This is a genomic window from Dokdonia sp. Asnod1-B02 (genome assembly GCF_045063955.1).
In the GTDB taxonomy this organism is placed as follows: Bacteria; Bacteroidota; Bacteroidia; order Flavobacteriales; family Flavobacteriaceae; genus Dokdonia.
The window spans coordinates 1,277,274-1,295,761 of record NZ_JBEFNW010000002.1 but is presented as its reverse complement, the minus strand read 5'-3'; the positions used below and the strand labels follow the sequence as shown (position 1 = coordinate 1,295,761).

Below are 18,488 nucleotides of genomic sequence, written 5' to 3'. Positions count from 1 at the left end.
ACTTATTAAACATCACTTAAAGCCCTTTTTTCTGCAGTAGCAGAAAGAAACTGCTGTTGGATATCCATTACATCCTCCACACCATCTAGCTCGCACAAGTAATGTATAACGGCACGCATGCCATTAAACATCACCTCATCCCCTTGTGGATCTGTTGGTTTCATACTGCCGCGGCTTATAGGTAACTCATAACCGCAAGCTCGTAAAAAGACACCTTCAATCTGGAGTAATTCACTAGGTAAATACCCATAAAAACGTTTACCGAAAGCCTCATTAACCTTTCCTACATAACTGAGGACAAGCGACCCGTGATCATCTGTCATGTGCTTCCACATATCTTTATTGGCACAAATAGTTCCTACTGCACAAGCTGTGCAGCAACCTGGATGCAAGCTACCATCAGAAAATGCTGCATATAGTTTTGATAAAGCTTGTTCTAGTCTGTTTGGAAGTATAGTCGTCATCGCTAGTTTTTACTATAAAGTTAGCATTTGTCTTTGAGATAATATGTTAATGGTCTGTACAAAAATATGGTACTTATCCTTTTCAAAATAACAGCTCCCAAATCCTTTTGGTCTGATTTTCAATACTTTTGGTTTTGCTTTCGCGAAAGCGTGCTTCTCATTTTCCTTTAAAAAATATAAGATTTATTAATAGGTTGCTTTAACTAAATGTAAAATCTTGTTTTATTAAACAGTTAAGGCTTTACATAAAATAAACGCTTTTTTAATAAAAAGGCTACGATTAGGTAACGTTTACTCTTTTACTCTGAGACTACTTTTAAACCATTCTAATAATCAACTAATTACTCAAAAAATGAAACAAGTAAAGTCAATTTTTTTAACAATGCTATTTATAGCAGGAACAGGTGTTCTTTTTACAAGCTGTGACGATGCCGAAGATGGAATGGACGGTATAAACGGCGTAGACGGAATCGATGGGCAGGATGGTGCAGATGGACAAGATGGAGCAGACGGTGAAGACGGTGATGATTTTGAAATGGGAACTACAATATTTTCAGATAAATCTGCAACGCCACCACTAGTTGCTATGTCACCGCAATTCAATTACGTAGAAGCATATTCATTAGTATCTACTCCTGATGTTATAGGGGGAGATTTTCAACTTGCAGGATCTGCAGATGGTTCTGGATTTTTAGTAGATGGTGAAGATTACATTTATGTAACTAACTGTGAAGATAGTTATGCAGTGGCTCGTATCCGTTTTGATCAAAATCTAGTACCTATCTCTGGAGATTACTTACTAGATTCTGGAGTTTCTGACTTTGCAAGACAATGTAGTGCTACTATGTGGGAAGCAGATATACATGGAGGTGATGAAGATATCTTCTTATCTGCTTCAGAAAGTATTAACTATGATGTAAAAGCTATCGACCCTAGGGTAACTACTCCAACGCCACAAGCAGATTTTGGACTAGATGCACTAGGAGAATTTTCTTGGGAAAATGCAACTCCGCTACCTAAAGATGCTTATTCTGGCGCTACTGTAATTGTAGGTGGTGATGATGATTCAAGTAACTCTGAAGGACAAGTAGCTATGTACTACTCTACTGCAGGTGATGCAGATTTTACTGGAGGTTCTATCTACGTACTACGTTTTAAGCAAGTATCTAATGGAATGGGAGGTGTGCAAGATGTTATGCCTAATACTTCTTACAATGAGTCTTCTCTAGATTTTCAGGCAGAATATGATGTAGAATTTGTAGAAATCCCTAATGGAGCTGCACTTACTAAAAACGAAATGGAAACTGCATGTAATGACGTATTTGCTGCACAGTTTATGCGTGTAGAAGATGTAGATTACCAAAAAGGATCTGATGCAAATGGAAGAAATGTATTCTTTGCAGTAACAGGACGCGGACCAGGACAGGGAACTTACAACGACTGGGGAACTGTATATAAACTCGCTCTTGATGACAACAACCCACTAGAAGGAAAGCTTACTCAAATCATAAGTGGAAACACAGATACAAATAACCAAGACGGTAACCTTGCTGCATTACAAAGCCCAGATAACATCTGTGTTACAGAGAACTTTGTATACATACAAGAGGATCCTAACTCTTTCTCAAGAGGTCATGCTGCATACATTTATCAGTCAGACTTAAGCGGTACAAACGTACAGCAAGTTCTTGAGCTTGTAGTACGTCAAGATCTAGCAGATGATAACAGTACTGGTTTAAGTGGAGAATTTGGTGCTCTTATAGACATCTCTGATAAAATAGGAGAGCCTAACACATTCCTATTAAACATACAACCACACTACTGGAGAAGTGAAGATTTTAAAGCGCTTGATGGTCACACTAACAGTGCTTACGAGGATAACCAAGCATCACAAGTTGTATTGCTAAAAGGTTTACCTAGGTAGATACAAGCCCATATTATTTTAATAAAGCGCAATCTCATTTTTGGGATTGCGCTTTTACAATGAATACATTTACATGAAAAATATAGTAATAAAGCAGCTTCTTATACTCATAGTAATTGCAGTCGCACTACTCTATAGCTGCAAAGGTGATACGGAAAAATACACCTCAACACCTGAAGTAAACTGGGAGGCATCAAGGGAAATCTATTTAAACGAACTAAATAAAGCTATAGCTGGAATAGATACTCTAAAACAACTTCCTGTAACAGATCTAAAAGCCAAAGAAGTTTTTAAAACATTGCGTATTGCTTTCAAAAAAGCAGAGCCTTACGCGTCGTACCTCAACCCTCCAGTAGGACACCGAGTAAATGGACCAGCATTACCTATTTACAAAGAGGATAATGAGAAAACGATGAATCCTGTAGGGTTACAAAAAATAGAAGAAAGCATTTATGAGGGAGAAACCTCTCAAGGCCAATATGACAAAGAGCTTACGGTCACTTACGGACTTTTACAAAATCTCAAAAAGAATATTGAAAAAAGAGAACTCAACGCATCTAGATATTTTACTGCGACTCATCAGCAATTACTAAGAGTGCTGAGCTTTTCAATTGCAGGTTTTGATACACCAGTAAGTCAGCTAGGCATAAATGAAGGTGCTGTGTCCCTTCAAAATCTTCATGACACGTATCACGCAAGTATTCAATCTATCATTCAAGCTAAGGACGAAGCACTAGACAAGCAATTTACCTCGCAAATTAATCAAGCCATTGCCTTTATTAATGAGAATAGTGACTACGATACCTTTGATCGTTATTCTTTTACACGCAACCACCTTACTCCTATCACACGCAGCTGGGTAGCTATCCGCAAAGCTAGCGAACTGTGGGAAGGAAACCAGAGTACTCCGTTTAACTTTGATGCTCCTACGTTTTTTGATGACGATAGTTTTAATGTAAATTTCTTCACTCCTAGTATCAACAAGAATCCTACAGATGAACAAATCACTTTAGGAAAGAAATTATTTTTTGATGAAAAGCTATCCACCAGCGGTACGATGGCGTGTGCAACTTGTCACGATCCAAAAAAAGCTTATACAGACGGCCTCGTGACAAATAAAAGTAATACTGGCGAAGCGCTCCAAAGAAATACACCCACACTACTCAACACAATATTCCAACAAAACTTTTTTGCAGATGGTCGTTCTGGTTCCATCATTGACCAAGTCTCTTCAGTATTTACTAATAAGAAGGAGTTTGATACTAATGTGCATAAATTTTCTAAGAGGATTCTAGAAGACTCTAGTTACCTAGAAATGTTTGAAAAAGCTTATGGAGGAGTATCTACACGCAATACAGATGTTGTCAAGGCAATCTCTTCATACGTAAGCACGCTCAATAGTTTTGATTCAAAATTTGACCGAAACATGCGAGGTGATGAAGATACATTTACAAAAGAAGAACAACGAGGTATGAATTTGTTTATGGGTAAAGCTTTATGTGCAACATGTCACTTTATGCCTCTAACGAATGGAACAGTACCTCCATTTTTTGCAGAGACTGAGCGTGAGGTTATAGGCGTTCCAGAAACAGCAGAAAACAAAGAACTTGATGATGACACAGGTTATTACTGGCGCTTTGAAGCAGAACAACATAAAGGTATGTTTAAGACCCCCACAGTGCGTAATGCAGCACTTACAGCTCCATATATGCACAATGGCGTATACACTACACTAGAGCAAGTAATGGATTTTTACAATCAAGGCGGTGGCGGCGGACTAGGATTTGATCTTCCACATCAAACCTTGCCATTTGATAATCTCAAGCTCACAGATGAGGAACTTGCTTCTTTAACTGCCTTTGTAAAAACACTCACAGACGATAAGGTAGAAGATAATTACTAGCAGTTGCTAATAGAAAATATCAACCCACAAAAAAGCCCATCGATTAGGATGGGCTTTTTTTATTTAATGTAAAACGAGTAACTACTGTATTGGTTTTCCTGCAGAATTCCAATTATTAATTCCGCCTTCAAGATCATAGATCGTTGTAAATCCTGCTTCTTTGAGTTGTTGCGCGCACTTGGCACTTCTACCTCCTTTAGCACAATACACATAAACAGGCTTACTCTTATCTAGCGTTTCTATTTGAGATTGCCAGTTAGGATTATTCATCTCAAAATGCTTAGCATTTTCAAGGTGACCACCCTCCCACTCATTATCTCTGCGTACGTCTACAAGTTGTACTCCTGCAACTAACGCTTCCTTTTCAAAGGTATCAACATCAATCACTGTGATTACTTCTTGAGTAGCAACACCACTTATTTCTTTTTGAGAAGTAGCTTCATTACAACTCCACATAGAGAAACAAAGCGTTATCGCAATGAGCGTATATCTCAAACGCTGGCTACTCTTAATGCGCTGCATCCCAAGCATTATAACCACCTAGCAAGTTGTAAGTGTTGTTTAACCCTTTTTGCCCCATAAGAGCACACGCTTGTACACTACGTACTCCTGAGCGACAATACACATAATAATTTTTACTCTTATCTAGCTTTTCTACCTCATCAAGGAATCCTTGACCTAGATATATATCAATATGTTTTGCCCCTTCTATCATGCCGTTTTCTACTTCTTCTTCCGTACGTACGTCTAGAATTACAGCATCTTTATCTTGAGCAATTTTCTCTTCCCATTGTGGGATTGTTAAATCTGTCATTGTTTAATATTTGTGCAATAGTACATATCTCTATGAGCCATCGCAATTAGTATTTGTTTAAAATTAGATGAATTATGTCAATTTAATGCTAGAAGTATCTGCCTTTTTTATGGCACCATATCCACCTTGCACATTCACTACATTATTTATGCCATATGACCTTGCTATAGATGCATAAATAAGAGATCTATAACCACCTGCGCAATGTATGTGATACGTATTACCTGCTTCAAGCGTGTGCGCATTAACGTGCACTTCATCTAGACCCATATGTGGCAGTCCCTCTATATGACTTGTTGCATATTCTCCAGCTTTGCGCACATCTAGCGGATTCTTAATATCGCCAGTAGCAATGCCATCTACAAATTCTTGCGCAGTTACTTCTGCTGTAGCAATTACAGCTCTGCCAGATCGCTCCCAAGCCTCTACTCCTCCTTCTAAGAAACCTAAACTATTATCATAACCTACCCTCGCAAGTCTGGTTACTACTTCCTCTTCAGAACCTTCTTCGGCGATAAAGATTATTTTTTGGTGAATATCTGCGATAAGTGCTCCTATCCATGGTGCAAACTGTCCTTGCAATCCTACAAACCAAGCTTGAGGTAATGACGCTTTCGCGAAAGCGGAAACACTTCTTGTATCGAGCACGAGTACATCCTTTTCATTTGCCAGTGTTTCAAACTGTTCAGGATCCAAGGCCGTAGTTCCTCTCTTGACAATCGTGTCAAAATCTGTATTTGCCTTCTTATTCATCGCTACATTATGTGGAAAATAAGCCGGCGGAAGTGTCAAGCCATCTGTGAGCTCTTTAATAAAATCCTCTTTATTGAGCTTAAATGCGTAATTATTTTGCTTTTGATTACCTAGCGTATCACTGGTCTCACTACTCATGTTTTTACCACAAGCAGATCCTGCTCCATGGGCAGGATAAATAATTATATCGTCAGATAATGGTGCAATCTTATGGTGAAGTGAGTCATATAAATGACCTGCAAGATCTTGCGTTGTTAAGTCCGTTTTGGCTGCGAGATCTGGTCTTCCTACGTCACCTATAAAAAGCGTATCTCCAGTAAAAAGAGCTTCTTCTTTTCCTTGTTTATCTTTAAGAAGGTAACATGTAGACTCCATGGTATGACCTGGCGTGTGAATCGTGGTAATAGATAAATCACCTAACATGAACACCTCTCCATCTCTTGCGCTGTGATAGTCATATCCAGCCTTTGCATTAGGACCTAAGATTACGGTGGCTCCAGTAGCCTTTGCAAGATCTACCTGGCCACTCACAAAATCTGCATGAAAATGAGTAAGAAAAATATACTTAATGGTCGTCTTATTCTCGGCTGCAAGATCAAGATACGGTTGTACCTCGCGCAGAGGATCTATAATAGCTCCTTCTCCATTTGAACTTATAAAATAAGCTCCTTGAGCTAGACATTTAGTATATAATTGCTGTAATATCATTCTGGGATTTTGAGTGCAAATTTACGAAATACTCACAGATGTGATTATACAAAAAAAATGAGCCTTTTTAAGGCTCATTTTGATAACTCTATTATTTTTAAAATTACGATTTAATCGCACAACCTATAGCTTTGGTTTCTTTAAGGGTAACCTCTTTCCCTGACAAAATCTCATCAAGGGCATTCTCTAGATATTTTTCTGTAACAGCTTTTTCATCTCGGCTACTATTATCTATAGCACCTATGTACTTAACAATATTTTTTTCTTGAACGCGTTGCAACACATATACATGTGGAGTTTTTGTTGCTCCATATTTAGGAAAAACTTCCTGACCATCATCTAGTAAATAAGGAAATGTAAACCCTTTTTTCTTTGCTCGTTGCTGCATCGCTTTAAAACTGTCTCCAGGCTTAACATGTGGATCGTTTGGATTAATCGCAATTACTGGATAACCTAACTTTTTATATTTGGTATCAATAGCAATTAATCTATCTTCATTTGCTATTGAGAATGGACAAGTGTTGCATGTAAATACGACTACAAAACCTTTTGCATCTTCAAAGTCTCTTAAGGACATCATCGCATTGTCTACATTACGTAGATAAAAATCTCCTGCTTCGTCACCTATGTCGTATCCGCTCCTGTCTTTCTTAATCACAGCATTTGCAGCAAATGCAGATACTACAACCACTAGGGCGAGAAGCGTTAAGATTTTAAATGTTTTCATTACTAATTAATTAAGGTATTCAATTCTTGCTCTATTTCTTTATAAGTAAAAGAGCGCTCATAAAATTTCTTTCTTTTTGATCCCGTGATAAGTGTTGCTGGTATCGCACCACTCCACGAATCATTTACTTTTGGTATCCACGCATTTGCATCTCCATCATCTAGATATAAAACTTCAGATTGTAAATCTTTCTTCTCAACAAAAGTTTTAAGTGCTTCTAATTGATCTGGAAAGTCAAGACTCACTAATAATATAGTTACATCTTTGTTTTTGTATTCTTTTCCTAATTTCTCAAAAGCCGGCAACTCCTTGATACATGGAGCACACCATGTTGCCCAAAAGTTTATCACTAAAGTTTCAGACGGATGATTTTGCACATAATATTCTAAGCCATCATAATCCAATGCTTTTATATTACTGCCTTCTATTAATGCCTCTTTATAATCCTTTTGCCCTTCTTGGCAGGATGTTAAGATGATTAATAAGACAATTAGCATTCGCTTCATCCTTCAAAATTATTGTGATTGTGTCTTTTACACTTCTCAATTAACACACTTTATGAGAGGATTGTTAAGGATTTTAGAATGCTTTCAACCTTCACGTGTTAAAAAACTTATAAAGACTTTTATCAATTCATTTACAAACGTACATTTGTACATACAAATATTGTAATGACAATAGAAGAGCATATTAAAACAAAAACTTTAGGTATAGCACAAAAGCTTACTATAAACCTATCATATACAGCACAATGGTCTAATGATGTACTTGCGAGTACATTGAAGCCTCACGATTTGTCATTACAGCAATTTAATGTATTGCGCATATTAAGGGGACAAAAAGGAAAGCCTGCAAATCTCTCTACACTCAATGAGCGTATGGTTACTAAGGCTAGTAACACGACAAGACTAGTAGATAAGCTTATCAAAAAAGAATTAGTAGCACGAGCTACTTGCCCTTCTAATCGCCGTAAAGTAGAAATCACTATTACAGATAGTGGTCTTTCACTCCTAAAAATACTTGACACGGCGATTAGTAATGCCGAAGAAAAAATTACGTCTCAACTAGACAATAATGAGATAGAGCAGCTCAATAACTTGCTCAATAAATTACGAACAGAAACAAAAAACTAAAAAAAATGAAAAAGAAAATCACAACAGCTTTACTAGCAATTATCGTTACTACGGGTGCATTTGCTAACACAAACCCAATTCTTAAAAAGGTTATCGTAAAAGAAAGCAGTATCAACTGGACTGGAAAAAAAGTATTAGGCCAACACAATGGAACTATTGATCTTGTTTCTGGTTCGTTAGAAATGGAAGACGACAAACTAGTAGGTGGAAATTTTGTAGTAGACATGACTACAATTACAGTTACAGATCTTAAAGCAGGAGAAGGGAAAGAAAAACTAGAAGGACACTTGAACTCTCCAGATTTCTTTGACACTGCAAATTACAACGAGGCAACTTTCACTATAACAGAGGTTACAGAAAGTGCTACGGGATATAATGTTGTGGGAGACCTAACTATTAAAGGTCATACAGAATCTGTATCAGTAAATATGGTTGTAACTGAAAATACAGCGACCACTACTTTTAATGTAGATCGCACAAAATATGGAGTACGTTATGGATCTGCATCATTTTTTGACAACTTAAAAGACAACGCAATCTCAGATAATTTTGAACTTGCTGTAAACTTGACATTTTAAATACAATTCCTAAATTCCCCCAGAAAGCTCAATATATAATTTTTATAGATTGAGCTTTTATATTAACAAAGTGGTTACTATCTTTGAAGAACAAATGAAAAACAATACAGTACATACTTGGTGGTGGATTACACAACAAACGTTGTCGTAAGCGCCTACCTATGTTTTTACATATACAGCCTGTCTTACGACAGGCTTTTTTTATGCTCTCAAGTCGCCTTAAAACCGACAATAATTTAAATGAATAATGACATATAAATTAAAAACTTCTTCAAAACGCCTTCTGGCAGACACCATTACTCCAGTATCGGTATACTTAAGGTTGCGTGACCGTTTTCCTAATAGTTTGCTGCTCGAGAGTAGTGATTATCATGCAAATGATAATAGTTTCTCATACATCTGTTGCAATCCTATTGCTTCCATAGAAGTGGGTAACGGGATAATAAAACAGCAATTTCCAGATGGTAAAAGCGAGGAAATAACAGTTACAGATGATACTAACGTTGTGGGTGTTTTAGACGCTTTCGCGAAAGCGTTCTCATCTACAAAGACCGCTCATAAATTCATAAATAATGGCTTGTTTGGTTATTTATCGTATGACTCTGTGCAGTATTTTGAAGATCTAAAAATCTCCAAAAAAGAGGAAGATTTGAATATTCCAGATATCTACTATGCAGTGTATCAAAATATCATTGCCATCAATCATTTTAATAATGAAGCACACATCTTCTGTCACAATACTTCTGGAGAAAGTAATATTGAGGAGATAGAGCAAATGCTCAAGTCAAAAAACTTTGCCGAATATAAGTTTGCTCGTAATAATGAGCTTACCAGCAATATTACAGACGAAGATTACAAAGCACTTGTAGACACATGCAAGAAGCACTGCCAGCGTGGTGATGTATTCCAGATTGTACCTAGCAAACGATTCTCTCAGCAGTTTACTGGTGATGAGTTTAATGTATACAGAGCACTACGTAGTGTAAACCCATCTCCTTATTTATTCTATTTTGACTACGGAGATTATAAGATTTTTGGATCTTCACCCGAGGCTCAAATTATTGTTCAAGATAGAAAAGCAGAGATTCACCCTATTGCCGGGACCTTTAAAAGAACAGGTAATGATGAGCAAGACGCCATCCTTGCCAAAGAACTTGCAAAAGACGAGAAAGAAAACTCAGAGCACGTAATGCTGGTTGATCTTGCTCGCAACGACCTATCAAGAAATGGACATGACGTTACGGTAGAGACCTATCGTGAGGTGCAGTTTTTCTCTCACGTGATTCACCTTGTGAGTAAAGTAACTGGGCAAATGCATGAGGACAGTAATACACTACAAGTAGTGGCGGATACTTTTCCTGCAGGAACCTTGAGTGGAGCACCAAAGCACATGGCTATGCAGCTTCTCGAAAAATATGAAAACCGCAACAGAACCTTCTATGGAGGAGCGATAGGTTTTATGGATTTTTACGGTAATTTTAATCACGCGATTATCATACGTTCTTTCTTGAGTAAAAATCACACACTACACTGGCAAGCAGGCGCTGGTGTTGTATCAGGAAGTGATCCAGCTAAAGAATTACAAGAAGTTTATAACAAATTAGGAGCGCTTAATAAAGCCCTTGACATCGCAGAAGATATATAGATCATGAAAAAGATATTAGTAATAGATAACTACGATTCCTTTGTGTACAATCTTGTACACTACCTAGAAGAATTAGATTGCATCGTGACCGTAAAGCGCAACGACCAGTTTGCACTTGAAGAGTGTGAGCACTATGACAAAATACTACTCTCTCCTGGCCCTGGAATTCCAGAAGAAGCTGGTTTATTAAAAGCGGTTATAAAGAAATATGCAGGTAGCATTCCTATTCTTGGAGTTTGCCTTGGACAGCAAGCTATAGGTGAAGTTTTTGGAGGATCACTTATTAACCTTGATACTGTTTTTCATGGCGTAGCTACTCAAATCAATATTACCCAACCTGACACTGTGCTTTTTAAAGATCTCAACGATGAGATTGAAGTAGGTCGTTACCACTCTTGGGTGGTGGCTACAGAAGATTTTCCACCAGCTTTAGAAATCACAGCGGTAGATGAAAATGGTCAGATTATGGCTTTACGTCATAGAGAGCTAGATGTGCGTGGTGTACAGTTTCACCCAGAATCTGTACTTACTCCAGATGGAAAAACAATGATTAAAAACTGGATTCTTAGTTAAACGTTTAGTTATGAAGATTACACTACTACTTATATTGAGTTGCTTCTTGTTAATGGGAGGTTGCGATAGCACGCAGAAATCTGCTCAACCTGCTACTCAAACGGAGCCGGTGGTGGTAATCGAAGCATCTCCTGAGCCACTAAAAGAGGTGCTACCAGAGGAGAACACAGATGCTCATAAAAAACTGATTTTCAATACAAAATTAAGTGTAAGTCCAGAAAGACCTAATTGGGTTCTGTTTTCAAGCGGCACCTACGTTATATTCCCAAAAGGAACTAGTAAAGATGATATGCGCAAAAGCGCAATAGGTCTTTTACAACGCTACAATAATGAACCTTTTAAAGTAAGAAAATCACCTATCGTAAAAGGATGGGTAGCAAGCTCTCCAAAAGGCATTTATAATTATGTAGCGCTAGCACAAGCAAGCTCACGCCTCGCAACTAATAAAGAACTAGCAAGCATAGGAAAACAAAATGTGATGAAGGATAAAGAAAATCCTATTATCGTTCATATCAACACACCAAAACAATGAAACACATACTCAACAGACTTATAAACCACGACCAACTCACAAAGACAGAAAGTCGTGAGGTACTCGTAAATATTTCTGAAGGAAAATATAATCACAGTCAGATCGCTTCTTTTCTTACCGTTTACATGATGCGTAGCATTACCGTAGAAGAGCTAGAAGGTTTTAGAGATGCCTTGCTAGACTTATGTCTAGCGGTAGACTTCTCTGCTTATAATGCTATAGACCTTTGTGGGACAGGTGGTGATGGAAAAGATACATTCAACATCTCGACACTTTCTAGCTTTATCACTGCTGGTGCTGGAGTAAACGTTACAAAACACGGTAATTACGGAGTAAGCTCTGTGAGTGGTAGTAGTAATGTGATGGAGCACCTCGGTATAAAATTTAGTAATGACAAGGACTTTTTAAAGCGCTCTATGGATGAAGTGGGGATGTGTGTATTACACGCACCACTCTTCCACCCTGCTATGAAAAATGTAGCTCCTATACGTAGAGAACTAGGTGTAAAAACCTTTTTCAATATGCTAGGCCCGATGGTTAATCCTGCGTTCCCAAGCAACCAACTAGTGGGCGTTTTTAACCTTGAGCTCGCTAGAATGTATGGGTATTTATATCAAAAAGGTAATAAGAACTTTACCATACTACACGCCTTAGATGGTTATGATGAGATTTCACTTACGGGAGCGACAAAAGCAATTACTAATCATACAGAGATGATGCTTGAGCCAGCAGATTTTGGCGTAAGCCCACATCTACAAAAAGATATTTATGGGGGAGATTCTGTTGAGTCTTCGGCAAAGATATTTATGGATGTAATTTCTGGTAAAGGAACAGACGCTCAGAATAATGTGGTGTGTGCAAATGCAGGAATGGCGATTGCAACCGTAGAGGGACTAACACCTATTCAAGGATTTGAAAAAGCAAAAGAAAGTCTCTTTTCTGGTAAAGCAGCCCAGAAACTGAGCAAACTACAAGCCTTAAGCAACTAAAATGACGATACTAGATAAAATTACAGCAGATAAAATCAAGGAAGTAGCTTTGAGAAAAAGCCTTATTCCTGTGAGTCAGCTAGAGCAATCTGTGCTTTTTGAACGAGATATTATTTCGCTTGCTACCGCAGTGCGTAATGGCTCTGGCATTATCGCAGAGCACAAAAGAAGATCACCAAGCAAGTCTGTTATAAATAACAGCTTAAACGTGCAAGATGTAGCTCGTGGTTATGAGCAGGCAGGTGTAAGTGGGATGTCGGTTTTGACAGATATGAAATATTTTGGCGGCTCGCTAGATGATTTAATTATCGCTAGAGCTGCAACTAGTTTCCCGCTATTGCGTAAGGAGTTTATAGTAGATGAATACCAGATTCTTGAAGCCAAAGCCTACGGTGCAGATGCGATATTACTTATTGCAGCTACGCTTTCGCGAAAGCAAATAGAGCAGTTTTCAACCTTTGCAAAAAGTCTTGGTCTCGATATACTTTGTGAATCTCATAATGAAGAAGAATTACAGAAGTCTATTATGCCTTCTGTAGATATGCTAGGCATCAATAACCGAAACCTTAAGACCTTTGAGGTAAGCTTAGAAACCAGCAAAGAACTCATCAAGCAGATTCCAGATGAGTTTGTAAAAGTATCAGAAAGTGGTATCAGTTCTGTAGAGGCAATCAAGGAATTAAAGCCACACGGTTTTCAAGGTTTCCTTATAGGTGAAAATTTTATGAAAACAGATAACCCAGGCGAAAGTGCCGCTACTTTTATAAAACAGCTAGATTAATGATAAACGTTCCTTACTCTAACAAGCAGCTACGCTACTACCTTTGGACCGGTATAGCTTACACCATACTCGGACTTATAACCGTTATCATAGAAGGTGATTATGGTGTTCTTGACTGGTTTTTTGTTTGGGGAATTTTACATCTCATAGTTTATGCAATATTAAAACGTCAGGGATGGCTCCAAATAAATCAATCAAGTATTACCATAAAAGGTTTTTTTGGCATCGGAAAGAAAGAGCTTGCTTTTTCAAAATTGACTAAGAAAAAATATTTTGCGGGAGATTACATACTCGCTCAAGGCACTAAGGAAGTTGCCCTCACTAGAGAGTTCCTTACACCACAAGCAAAAGAAATATTAGATAATCTCATAGAGAAAGACGCAAAATGAAAATTAAAATATGCGGTATGAAATATAATACACAAGAGGTCGCTGCATTGCAGCCAGACTATCTTGGATTTATATTTTATGAGAAAAGCAAACGAGATTTTGGCGACCTAGAGATTCCAGAATTACCTGAGGGAATTGACCGCGTTGGTGTTTTTGTGGATGCTGATATTACTTTCGCAAAAGCGAAAATAACACAGCACAACCTCAACGTAATTCAGCTTCACGGGAGCGAATCACGAGCGTATATAAAAGAACTTCAAGGTTGTCTGGTCGAGCGCAGTCGAGACCTGAAGATTTGGAAAGTTTTTGGAATAAAAGACAACTTTGATTTTGAAAAACTTAAGCCGTATGAAGGAATTATAGATGGCTTTCTTTTTGACACCAAGGGAAAAGAAAAAGGAGGAAATGGATACACCTTTGACTGGAGTGTATTAAAAGATTACACGTCTCAAACGCCTATTATTTTAAGCGGTGGCATAGGACTAGAAGAAGTAGAAAAAGTAACAAAAATACTGGCTACAGATTTGCCTATTATCGCACTTGATGTAAATAGCAAGTTTGAAGATGAGCCAGGAATGAAGAATATAGAAAAATTGAAAAAGTTTAAAGCAGCGATTGCAGCGTTTACGCCGTCTCGCTCATAATACAATTGCTATGAATACACTAGAAAAAGAAAAAAGTTACCAAGCAGACGAGAGAGGCTATTACGGAGATTTTGGAGGTGCATTTATTCCAGAAATGCTCTATCCTAATGTAGAAGAATTGCGCTCACAGTATGTACAAATCATGCAAGAGCCAGCCTTTCAAGAAGAGTTCAAACAACTCTTAAAAGATTACGTAGGTCGCCCTACGCCGCTTTATTATGCAAAGAGATTTAGTGAGAAGTATGGTACAAAAGTCTACTTAAAAAGAGAAGATCTTTGTCATACTGGAGCGCATAAAGTAAACAATACGATAGGTCAGATTTTAATGGCGCAGCGTCTAGGTAAAACTAGAATCATTGCAGAGACTGGTGCTGGACAGCATGGTGTTGCTACAGCGACCGTTTGTGCACTTATGGGTCTAGAATGCATCGTATATATGGGTGCTGTAGATATAGAGCGCCAAGCGCCTAATGTAGCACGTATGAAAATGCTAGGAGCAACCGTTCGCCCAGCAATGTCTGGAAGTAGAACACTTAAAGATGCAACTAACGAAGCTATACGCGACTGGATCAACAATCCAGTAAATACTCACTACATCATAGGTTCTGTAGTAGGGCCACACCCATATCCAGATATGGTAGCTCGTTTCCAGTCGGTGATTTCTGAGGAGACTAAGAAACAATTATTAGAAAAGGAAGGAAAAGAAAATCCTGACTATGTAGTGGCTTGTGTAGGTGGTGGTAGTAATGCTGCTGGATTATACTATCACTATCTAGATCAACCAGAAGTAGGCATTATTGCTGTAGAAGCTGCTGGAAAAGGTGTAGATACTGGCGAGAGCGCTGCAACATCTGCACTGGGACGTGAGGGAATTATACACGGAAGTAAGACCTTATTAATGCAAACAGACGACGGGCAGATTACAGAGCCTTACTCTATCTCTGCTGGTCTAGATTATCCAGGTGTAGGACCTATGCACGCAAATCTCTTCCGCTCTGGACGTGGGGAGTTTATCTCTGTTACAGATGAAGATGCGATGGCAGCTGGACTAGAACTTAGTAAGCTAGAAGGTATTATCCCTGCGATAGAAACGAGCCATGCGCTTGCTATTTTTGAAACCAGAAAATTCAAAAAAGACGACATCGTAGTGATCAACCTTTCGGGACGTGGAGATAAGGATTTGAATACCTATATCGATTATTTCAAATTATAGAAGCACGCTTTCGCGAAAGCAAAAAAACATCAATAATAAATTTCCGCCTACGCGGGAATGACAAAATATTTATTCAGATGAATAGAATAAAACAAAAATTACAAGAAGATAAAAAGCTCCTAAGCTTATACTTCACTGCTGGATATCCAGCGATAGATGATACTGTTTCTATCTTAACGCAGCTTCAAGAAAGCGGTGTTGATATGGTGGAGATAGGATTACCTTTTTCAGATCCGCTAGCAGATGGGCCTACTATTCAAGAGTCAAGTACTGCCGCGCTTCATAACGGAATGACTACCGAAAAACTGTTTAGCCAATTAGACGGTATTCGTGAGACCATTCATATTCCGCTTATTGTGATGGGTTACTTTAACCCGATGTTACAATATGGAGTTGAGAAATTCTGTAAGCGTTGTCAAGAAATAGGTATCGATGGTATTATTATGCCAGATTTACCACTAGCAGAATACGAAGCGGAGTATAAAGCAATTTTTGAAAAATACGGACTTATCAATGTATTTCTCATTACTCCTCAAACGAGTGATGCGCGCATCCAGCAACTAGATGCAGCAAGTGATGGTTTTATCTATATGGTGAGTAGCGCGAGTACTACGGGTGGTACAAGCGGCTTTAGTAATACAACTTCAGATTACTTTGAGCGCATCGGTGCAATGAATCTAAAGAGCCAGCAAATTGTAGGATTTGGGATTAGTAATGAAGAGACTTTTAAAGCAGCAACTACCCATCAAAAAGGTGCCATTATAGGAAGTGCTTTTATAAAGCATATTACTAAGAATGGAGCAAATAGTGTTGCTAGCTTTGTAGAAACTATTAGGTAATCAACACTTTAACCTAAGACTAACAAGCCTTTAAGACGAATTAACAACCGTGATTTTTATCTTTATGTCAACTTAAAAATGAAAAAGATTATGGAACGTAAATTTGAAAGAAAAGTAGAGCAAACAAACCCGACCAATCCAACGGGAAATGTAAACCAGACTACAAATGACTTTGATATCGATAAAAAGACTATCAAAGAACAACAGAATAAAAAGTAAGTTGAGATTACCCTATATATAAATGGTAAAGCCGCCCAATGGGCGGCTTTTTTATGAAATAATCCGAGTAAATTATACTACTCTTTCTCTTGTATTTCTTTCCAAATCTCATTTGCACAAGGTTCTACCACATCTGGCACTAGACCAGAACAGTCACCACCATTACGGATTACATCGCGCACAATAGATGAGGATATATAACTCTTACCAGAGCTGGTAAGTAAGAATACCGTCTCAATACCAGATAATTTTCTGTTTGTATGAGCTATTGCTTTTTCAAATTCAAAATCGCCAGGATTACGCAGTCCTCTTAGTATGAATTCGCTTTCTTGCTCCTTACAAAAGTCTATAGTAAGACCTTTATAAGTCATCACCTTAATACGCGGCTCGTCTTTAAACGTGTCAATAAGAAACTGCTTACGTTGTTCTAATGAGAACATATATTTCTTATCTGCATTAACACCTATAGCAAGTATCACCTCATCAAATAAGGTCAAGCCTCTTTCTATAATATCATAATGCCCAAGAGTAATAGGGTCAAAACTTCCAGGAAATACTGCTTTTCTTATCATAATCTATAGCTTAATATGGTATTCTTTTAATTACTAGTAACGCTTTCTATACTTGCGCTCGTTCTATACAATGTTCAATGGCTTCACCAAAAACTTCTGTAAGTGATAATCCTGCTGCTTTAAATTCTCTTGGGATGATACTTTCCTTTGATAATCCAGGATTAGTATTTACCTCAACAAAATGCGGTTTACCCTCGTGAAAGATAAAATCTATGCGACAGATTCCTTTTAAACTCAAGAGATCATAAATCCCTTTTGTAAGTCCTTGCACTTCATTTGTCTCTTTTTCGGAGAGTCGTGCGGGCACAATTTCTTGTGATTTTCCAGAATACTTTGCCTCTAGACTAAAAAAGTCTCCATCTGGCACAATCTCACAAGCCGGTAATACTTGTGTCTCTCCACCAAAGTTATACACTCCTACAGACACCTCTGTACCGCTTAAAAAAGATTCTATCAGGACTTGGCTATCCTCAGAGAACGCATGCTCTAGAGCCTGCTCTAGATCTCCTTCTTTATATACTTTACTCACGCCATAACTAGAACCTGCGCGGTTAGGCTTTACAAAACATGGATAACCCACTTTTAAGGCTAGCGAATTTTTAAAAGGCATGTCTATCACATCCCCTTTATTTACATACACAGATTGCGCCATTGGCACGCCGTATGAACTCAACACGCTTAGTGTGTCGCGCTTATTAAACGTCATTGCGCTTTCATAAAAGTCACAACTCGTCTGTGGGATTCCTAGTAATTCTAGGTAGGCTTGTAATTTTCCGTCCTCGCCTGGCGTTCCGTGTATGGTATTATAACAAGCTTGGAATGTTACCTTTTTCGCGAAAGCGTCAATAAAACTAAAATCGCCTTTACCTATTGCAAATCGCTCGCCATCTATCACACAAAACCATCCCTCCTTAAGGATATGCACGGCATACACTTGGTATTTTTCTTTATCTAAAGAAGCAACTACGGTGGCACCACTGTTAAGCGATATTTGGTACTCGCTACTGTAGCCACCCATTAAAACGGCGATATTTTTTTTCTGCACTTTCGTGAAAATTTGAAAAGACAAAACTAAATCTGTCTCGTTA

Annotated in this window: 22 protein-coding genes; 14 read left to right on the top strand and 8 right to left on the bottom strand. The window is 38.1% G+C overall.

Annotated features, from left to right (window positions below; genetic code table 11):
• Positions 1-5 precede the first annotated feature (5 nt).
• Positions 6-464, bottom strand: a complete 459-nt coding sequence (locus ACJJVU_RS05955; RefSeq protein ID WP_405223288.1) for a Na(+)-translocating NADH-quinone reductase subunit F — start codon at positions 462-464, stop codon at positions 6-8.
• A gap of 352 nt (positions 465-816) precedes the next feature.
• On the opposite strand from ACJJVU_RS05955, the gene ACJJVU_RS05950 reads away from it, so the two are divergent.
• Positions 817-2,388 carry a hypothetical protein gene (locus ACJJVU_RS05950; protein ID WP_405223285.1) on the top strand — a complete coding sequence of 524 codons (1,572 nt, stop codon included), beginning with the start codon at positions 817-819 and terminating at the stop codon, positions 2,386-2,388.
• Positions 2,389-2,461: 73 nt separating this feature from the next.
• Entirely contained in the window at positions 2,462-4,291 is a 1,830-nt protein-coding gene (locus ACJJVU_RS05945) for a cytochrome-c peroxidase (protein WP_405223282.1), read from the top strand.
• An 81-nt stretch (positions 4,292-4,372) separates the two neighbouring features.
• Here the strand turns inward: ACJJVU_RS05945 and ACJJVU_RS05940 are convergent, their stop codons facing one another.
• The 5 genes from ACJJVU_RS05940 to ACJJVU_RS05920 form a co-directional block, all read right to left on the bottom strand.
• Complete coding sequence (locus ACJJVU_RS05940) at positions 4,373-4,813, bottom strand: rhodanese-like domain-containing protein (protein ID WP_405223279.1); 441 nt, start codon at positions 4,811-4,813, stop codon at positions 4,373-4,375.
• A complete protein-coding gene (locus tag ACJJVU_RS05935; RefSeq protein ID WP_013751473.1) occupies positions 4,800-5,105 on the bottom strand; it encodes a rhodanese-like domain-containing protein in 306 nt (101 codons plus the stop codon). The genes ACJJVU_RS05940 and ACJJVU_RS05935 overlap by 14 nt, the downstream gene beginning before the upstream one ends.
• Positions 5,106-5,177: 72 nt before the next feature.
• Positions 5,178-6,566 (bottom strand): rhodanese-like domain-containing protein, encoded by a 1,389-nt coding sequence (locus ACJJVU_RS05930; RefSeq protein WP_405223276.1) that lies wholly within the window; start codon positions 6,564-6,566, stop codon positions 5,178-5,180.
• 103 nt (positions 6,567-6,669) lie between these two features.
• A complete protein-coding gene (locus ACJJVU_RS05925) occupies positions 6,670-7,293 on the bottom strand; it encodes a thioredoxin family protein (protein WP_339847709.1) in 624 nt (207 codons plus the stop codon).
• A 2-nt stretch (positions 7,294-7,295) separates the two neighbouring features.
• The gene (locus tag ACJJVU_RS05920; protein WP_405223273.1) at positions 7,296-7,799 is read right to left on the bottom strand and encodes a TlpA family protein disulfide reductase; all 504 of its coding nucleotides are present in this window, start codon (positions 7,797-7,799) and stop codon (positions 7,296-7,298) included.
• 165 nt (positions 7,800-7,964) lie between these two features.
• On the opposite strand from ACJJVU_RS05920, the gene ACJJVU_RS05915 reads away from it, so the two are divergent.
• From ACJJVU_RS05915 to ACJJVU_RS05860, 12 genes are all read left to right on the top strand, one after another.
• Positions 7,965-8,426 (top strand): MarR family winged helix-turn-helix transcriptional regulator, encoded by a 462-nt coding sequence (locus ACJJVU_RS05915; RefSeq protein ID WP_405223270.1) that lies wholly within the window; start codon positions 7,965-7,967, stop codon positions 8,424-8,426.
• 5 nt (positions 8,427-8,431) lie between these two features.
• Positions 8,432-9,004, top strand: coding sequence for a YceI family protein (locus ACJJVU_RS05910; RefSeq protein WP_339847718.1), 573 nt, complete (start codon positions 8,432-8,434; stop codon positions 9,002-9,004).
• Between the two features lie 247 nt (positions 9,005-9,251).
• The gene (locus ACJJVU_RS05905) at positions 9,252-10,649 is read left to right on the top strand and encodes an anthranilate synthase component I family protein (RefSeq protein WP_298328521.1); all 1,398 of its coding nucleotides are present in this window, start codon (positions 9,252-9,254) and stop codon (positions 10,647-10,649) included.
• A gap of 3 nt (positions 10,650-10,652) precedes the next feature.
• Positions 10,653-11,222, top strand: coding sequence for an anthranilate synthase component II (locus ACJJVU_RS05900; RefSeq protein WP_405223266.1), 570 nt, complete (start codon positions 10,653-10,655; stop codon positions 11,220-11,222).
• 10 nt (positions 11,223-11,232) lie between these two features.
• On the top strand, positions 11,233-11,754 hold the full coding sequence (locus ACJJVU_RS05895) for a hypothetical protein (protein ID WP_405223263.1): 522 nt from the start codon (positions 11,233-11,235) through the stop codon (positions 11,752-11,754).
• Positions 11,751-12,743 carry an anthranilate phosphoribosyltransferase gene (trpD, locus tag ACJJVU_RS05890; protein ID WP_405223260.1) on the top strand — a complete coding sequence of 331 codons (993 nt, stop codon included), beginning with the start codon at positions 11,751-11,753 and terminating at the stop codon, positions 12,741-12,743. The genes ACJJVU_RS05895 and trpD overlap by 4 nt, the downstream gene beginning before the upstream one ends.
• 1 nt (position 12,744) lies before the next feature.
• The gene (gene trpC, locus ACJJVU_RS05885) at positions 12,745-13,524 is read left to right on the top strand and encodes an indole-3-glycerol phosphate synthase TrpC (protein WP_405223257.1); all 780 of its coding nucleotides are present in this window, start codon (positions 12,745-12,747) and stop codon (positions 13,522-13,524) included.
• Positions 13,524-13,913 carry a hypothetical protein gene (locus ACJJVU_RS05880; RefSeq protein ID WP_405223254.1) on the top strand — a complete coding sequence of 130 codons (390 nt, stop codon included), beginning with the start codon at positions 13,524-13,526 and terminating at the stop codon, positions 13,911-13,913. The genes trpC and ACJJVU_RS05880 overlap by 1 nt, the downstream gene beginning before the upstream one ends.
• A 17-nt stretch (positions 13,914-13,930) precedes the next feature.
• Positions 13,931-14,557, top strand: coding sequence for a phosphoribosylanthranilate isomerase (locus tag ACJJVU_RS05875; RefSeq protein WP_405223251.1), 627 nt, complete (start codon positions 13,931-13,933; stop codon positions 14,555-14,557).
• A gap of 10 nt (positions 14,558-14,567) precedes the next feature.
• Positions 14,568-15,770 (top strand): tryptophan synthase subunit beta, encoded by a 1,203-nt coding sequence (gene trpB / locus ACJJVU_RS05870; protein ID WP_405223248.1) that lies wholly within the window; start codon positions 14,568-14,570, stop codon positions 15,768-15,770.
• A 77-nt stretch (positions 15,771-15,847) separates the two neighbouring features.
• A complete protein-coding gene (gene trpA, locus ACJJVU_RS05865; RefSeq protein WP_405223245.1) occupies positions 15,848-16,609 on the top strand; it encodes a tryptophan synthase subunit alpha in 762 nt (253 codons plus the stop codon).
• Between the two features lie 78 nt (positions 16,610-16,687).
• Positions 16,688-16,828, top strand: a complete 141-nt coding sequence (locus tag ACJJVU_RS05860) for a hypothetical protein (protein WP_158307006.1) — start codon at positions 16,688-16,690, stop codon at positions 16,826-16,828.
• A 77-nt stretch (positions 16,829-16,905) separates the two neighbouring features.
• Here the strand turns inward: ACJJVU_RS05860 and coaD are convergent, their stop codons facing one another.
• Both coaD and ACJJVU_RS05850 read right to left on the bottom strand, forming a co-directional pair.
• Complete coding sequence (gene coaD, locus ACJJVU_RS05855) at positions 16,906-17,397, bottom strand: pantetheine-phosphate adenylyltransferase (protein ID WP_108876769.1); 492 nt, start codon at positions 17,395-17,397, stop codon at positions 16,906-16,908.
• 49 nt (positions 17,398-17,446) lie between these two features.
• Positions 17,447-18,445, bottom strand: a complete 999-nt coding sequence (locus ACJJVU_RS05850; protein WP_405223242.1) for a D-alanine--D-alanine ligase — start codon at positions 18,443-18,445, stop codon at positions 17,447-17,449.
• Positions 18,446-18,488: the final 43 nt, after the last annotated feature.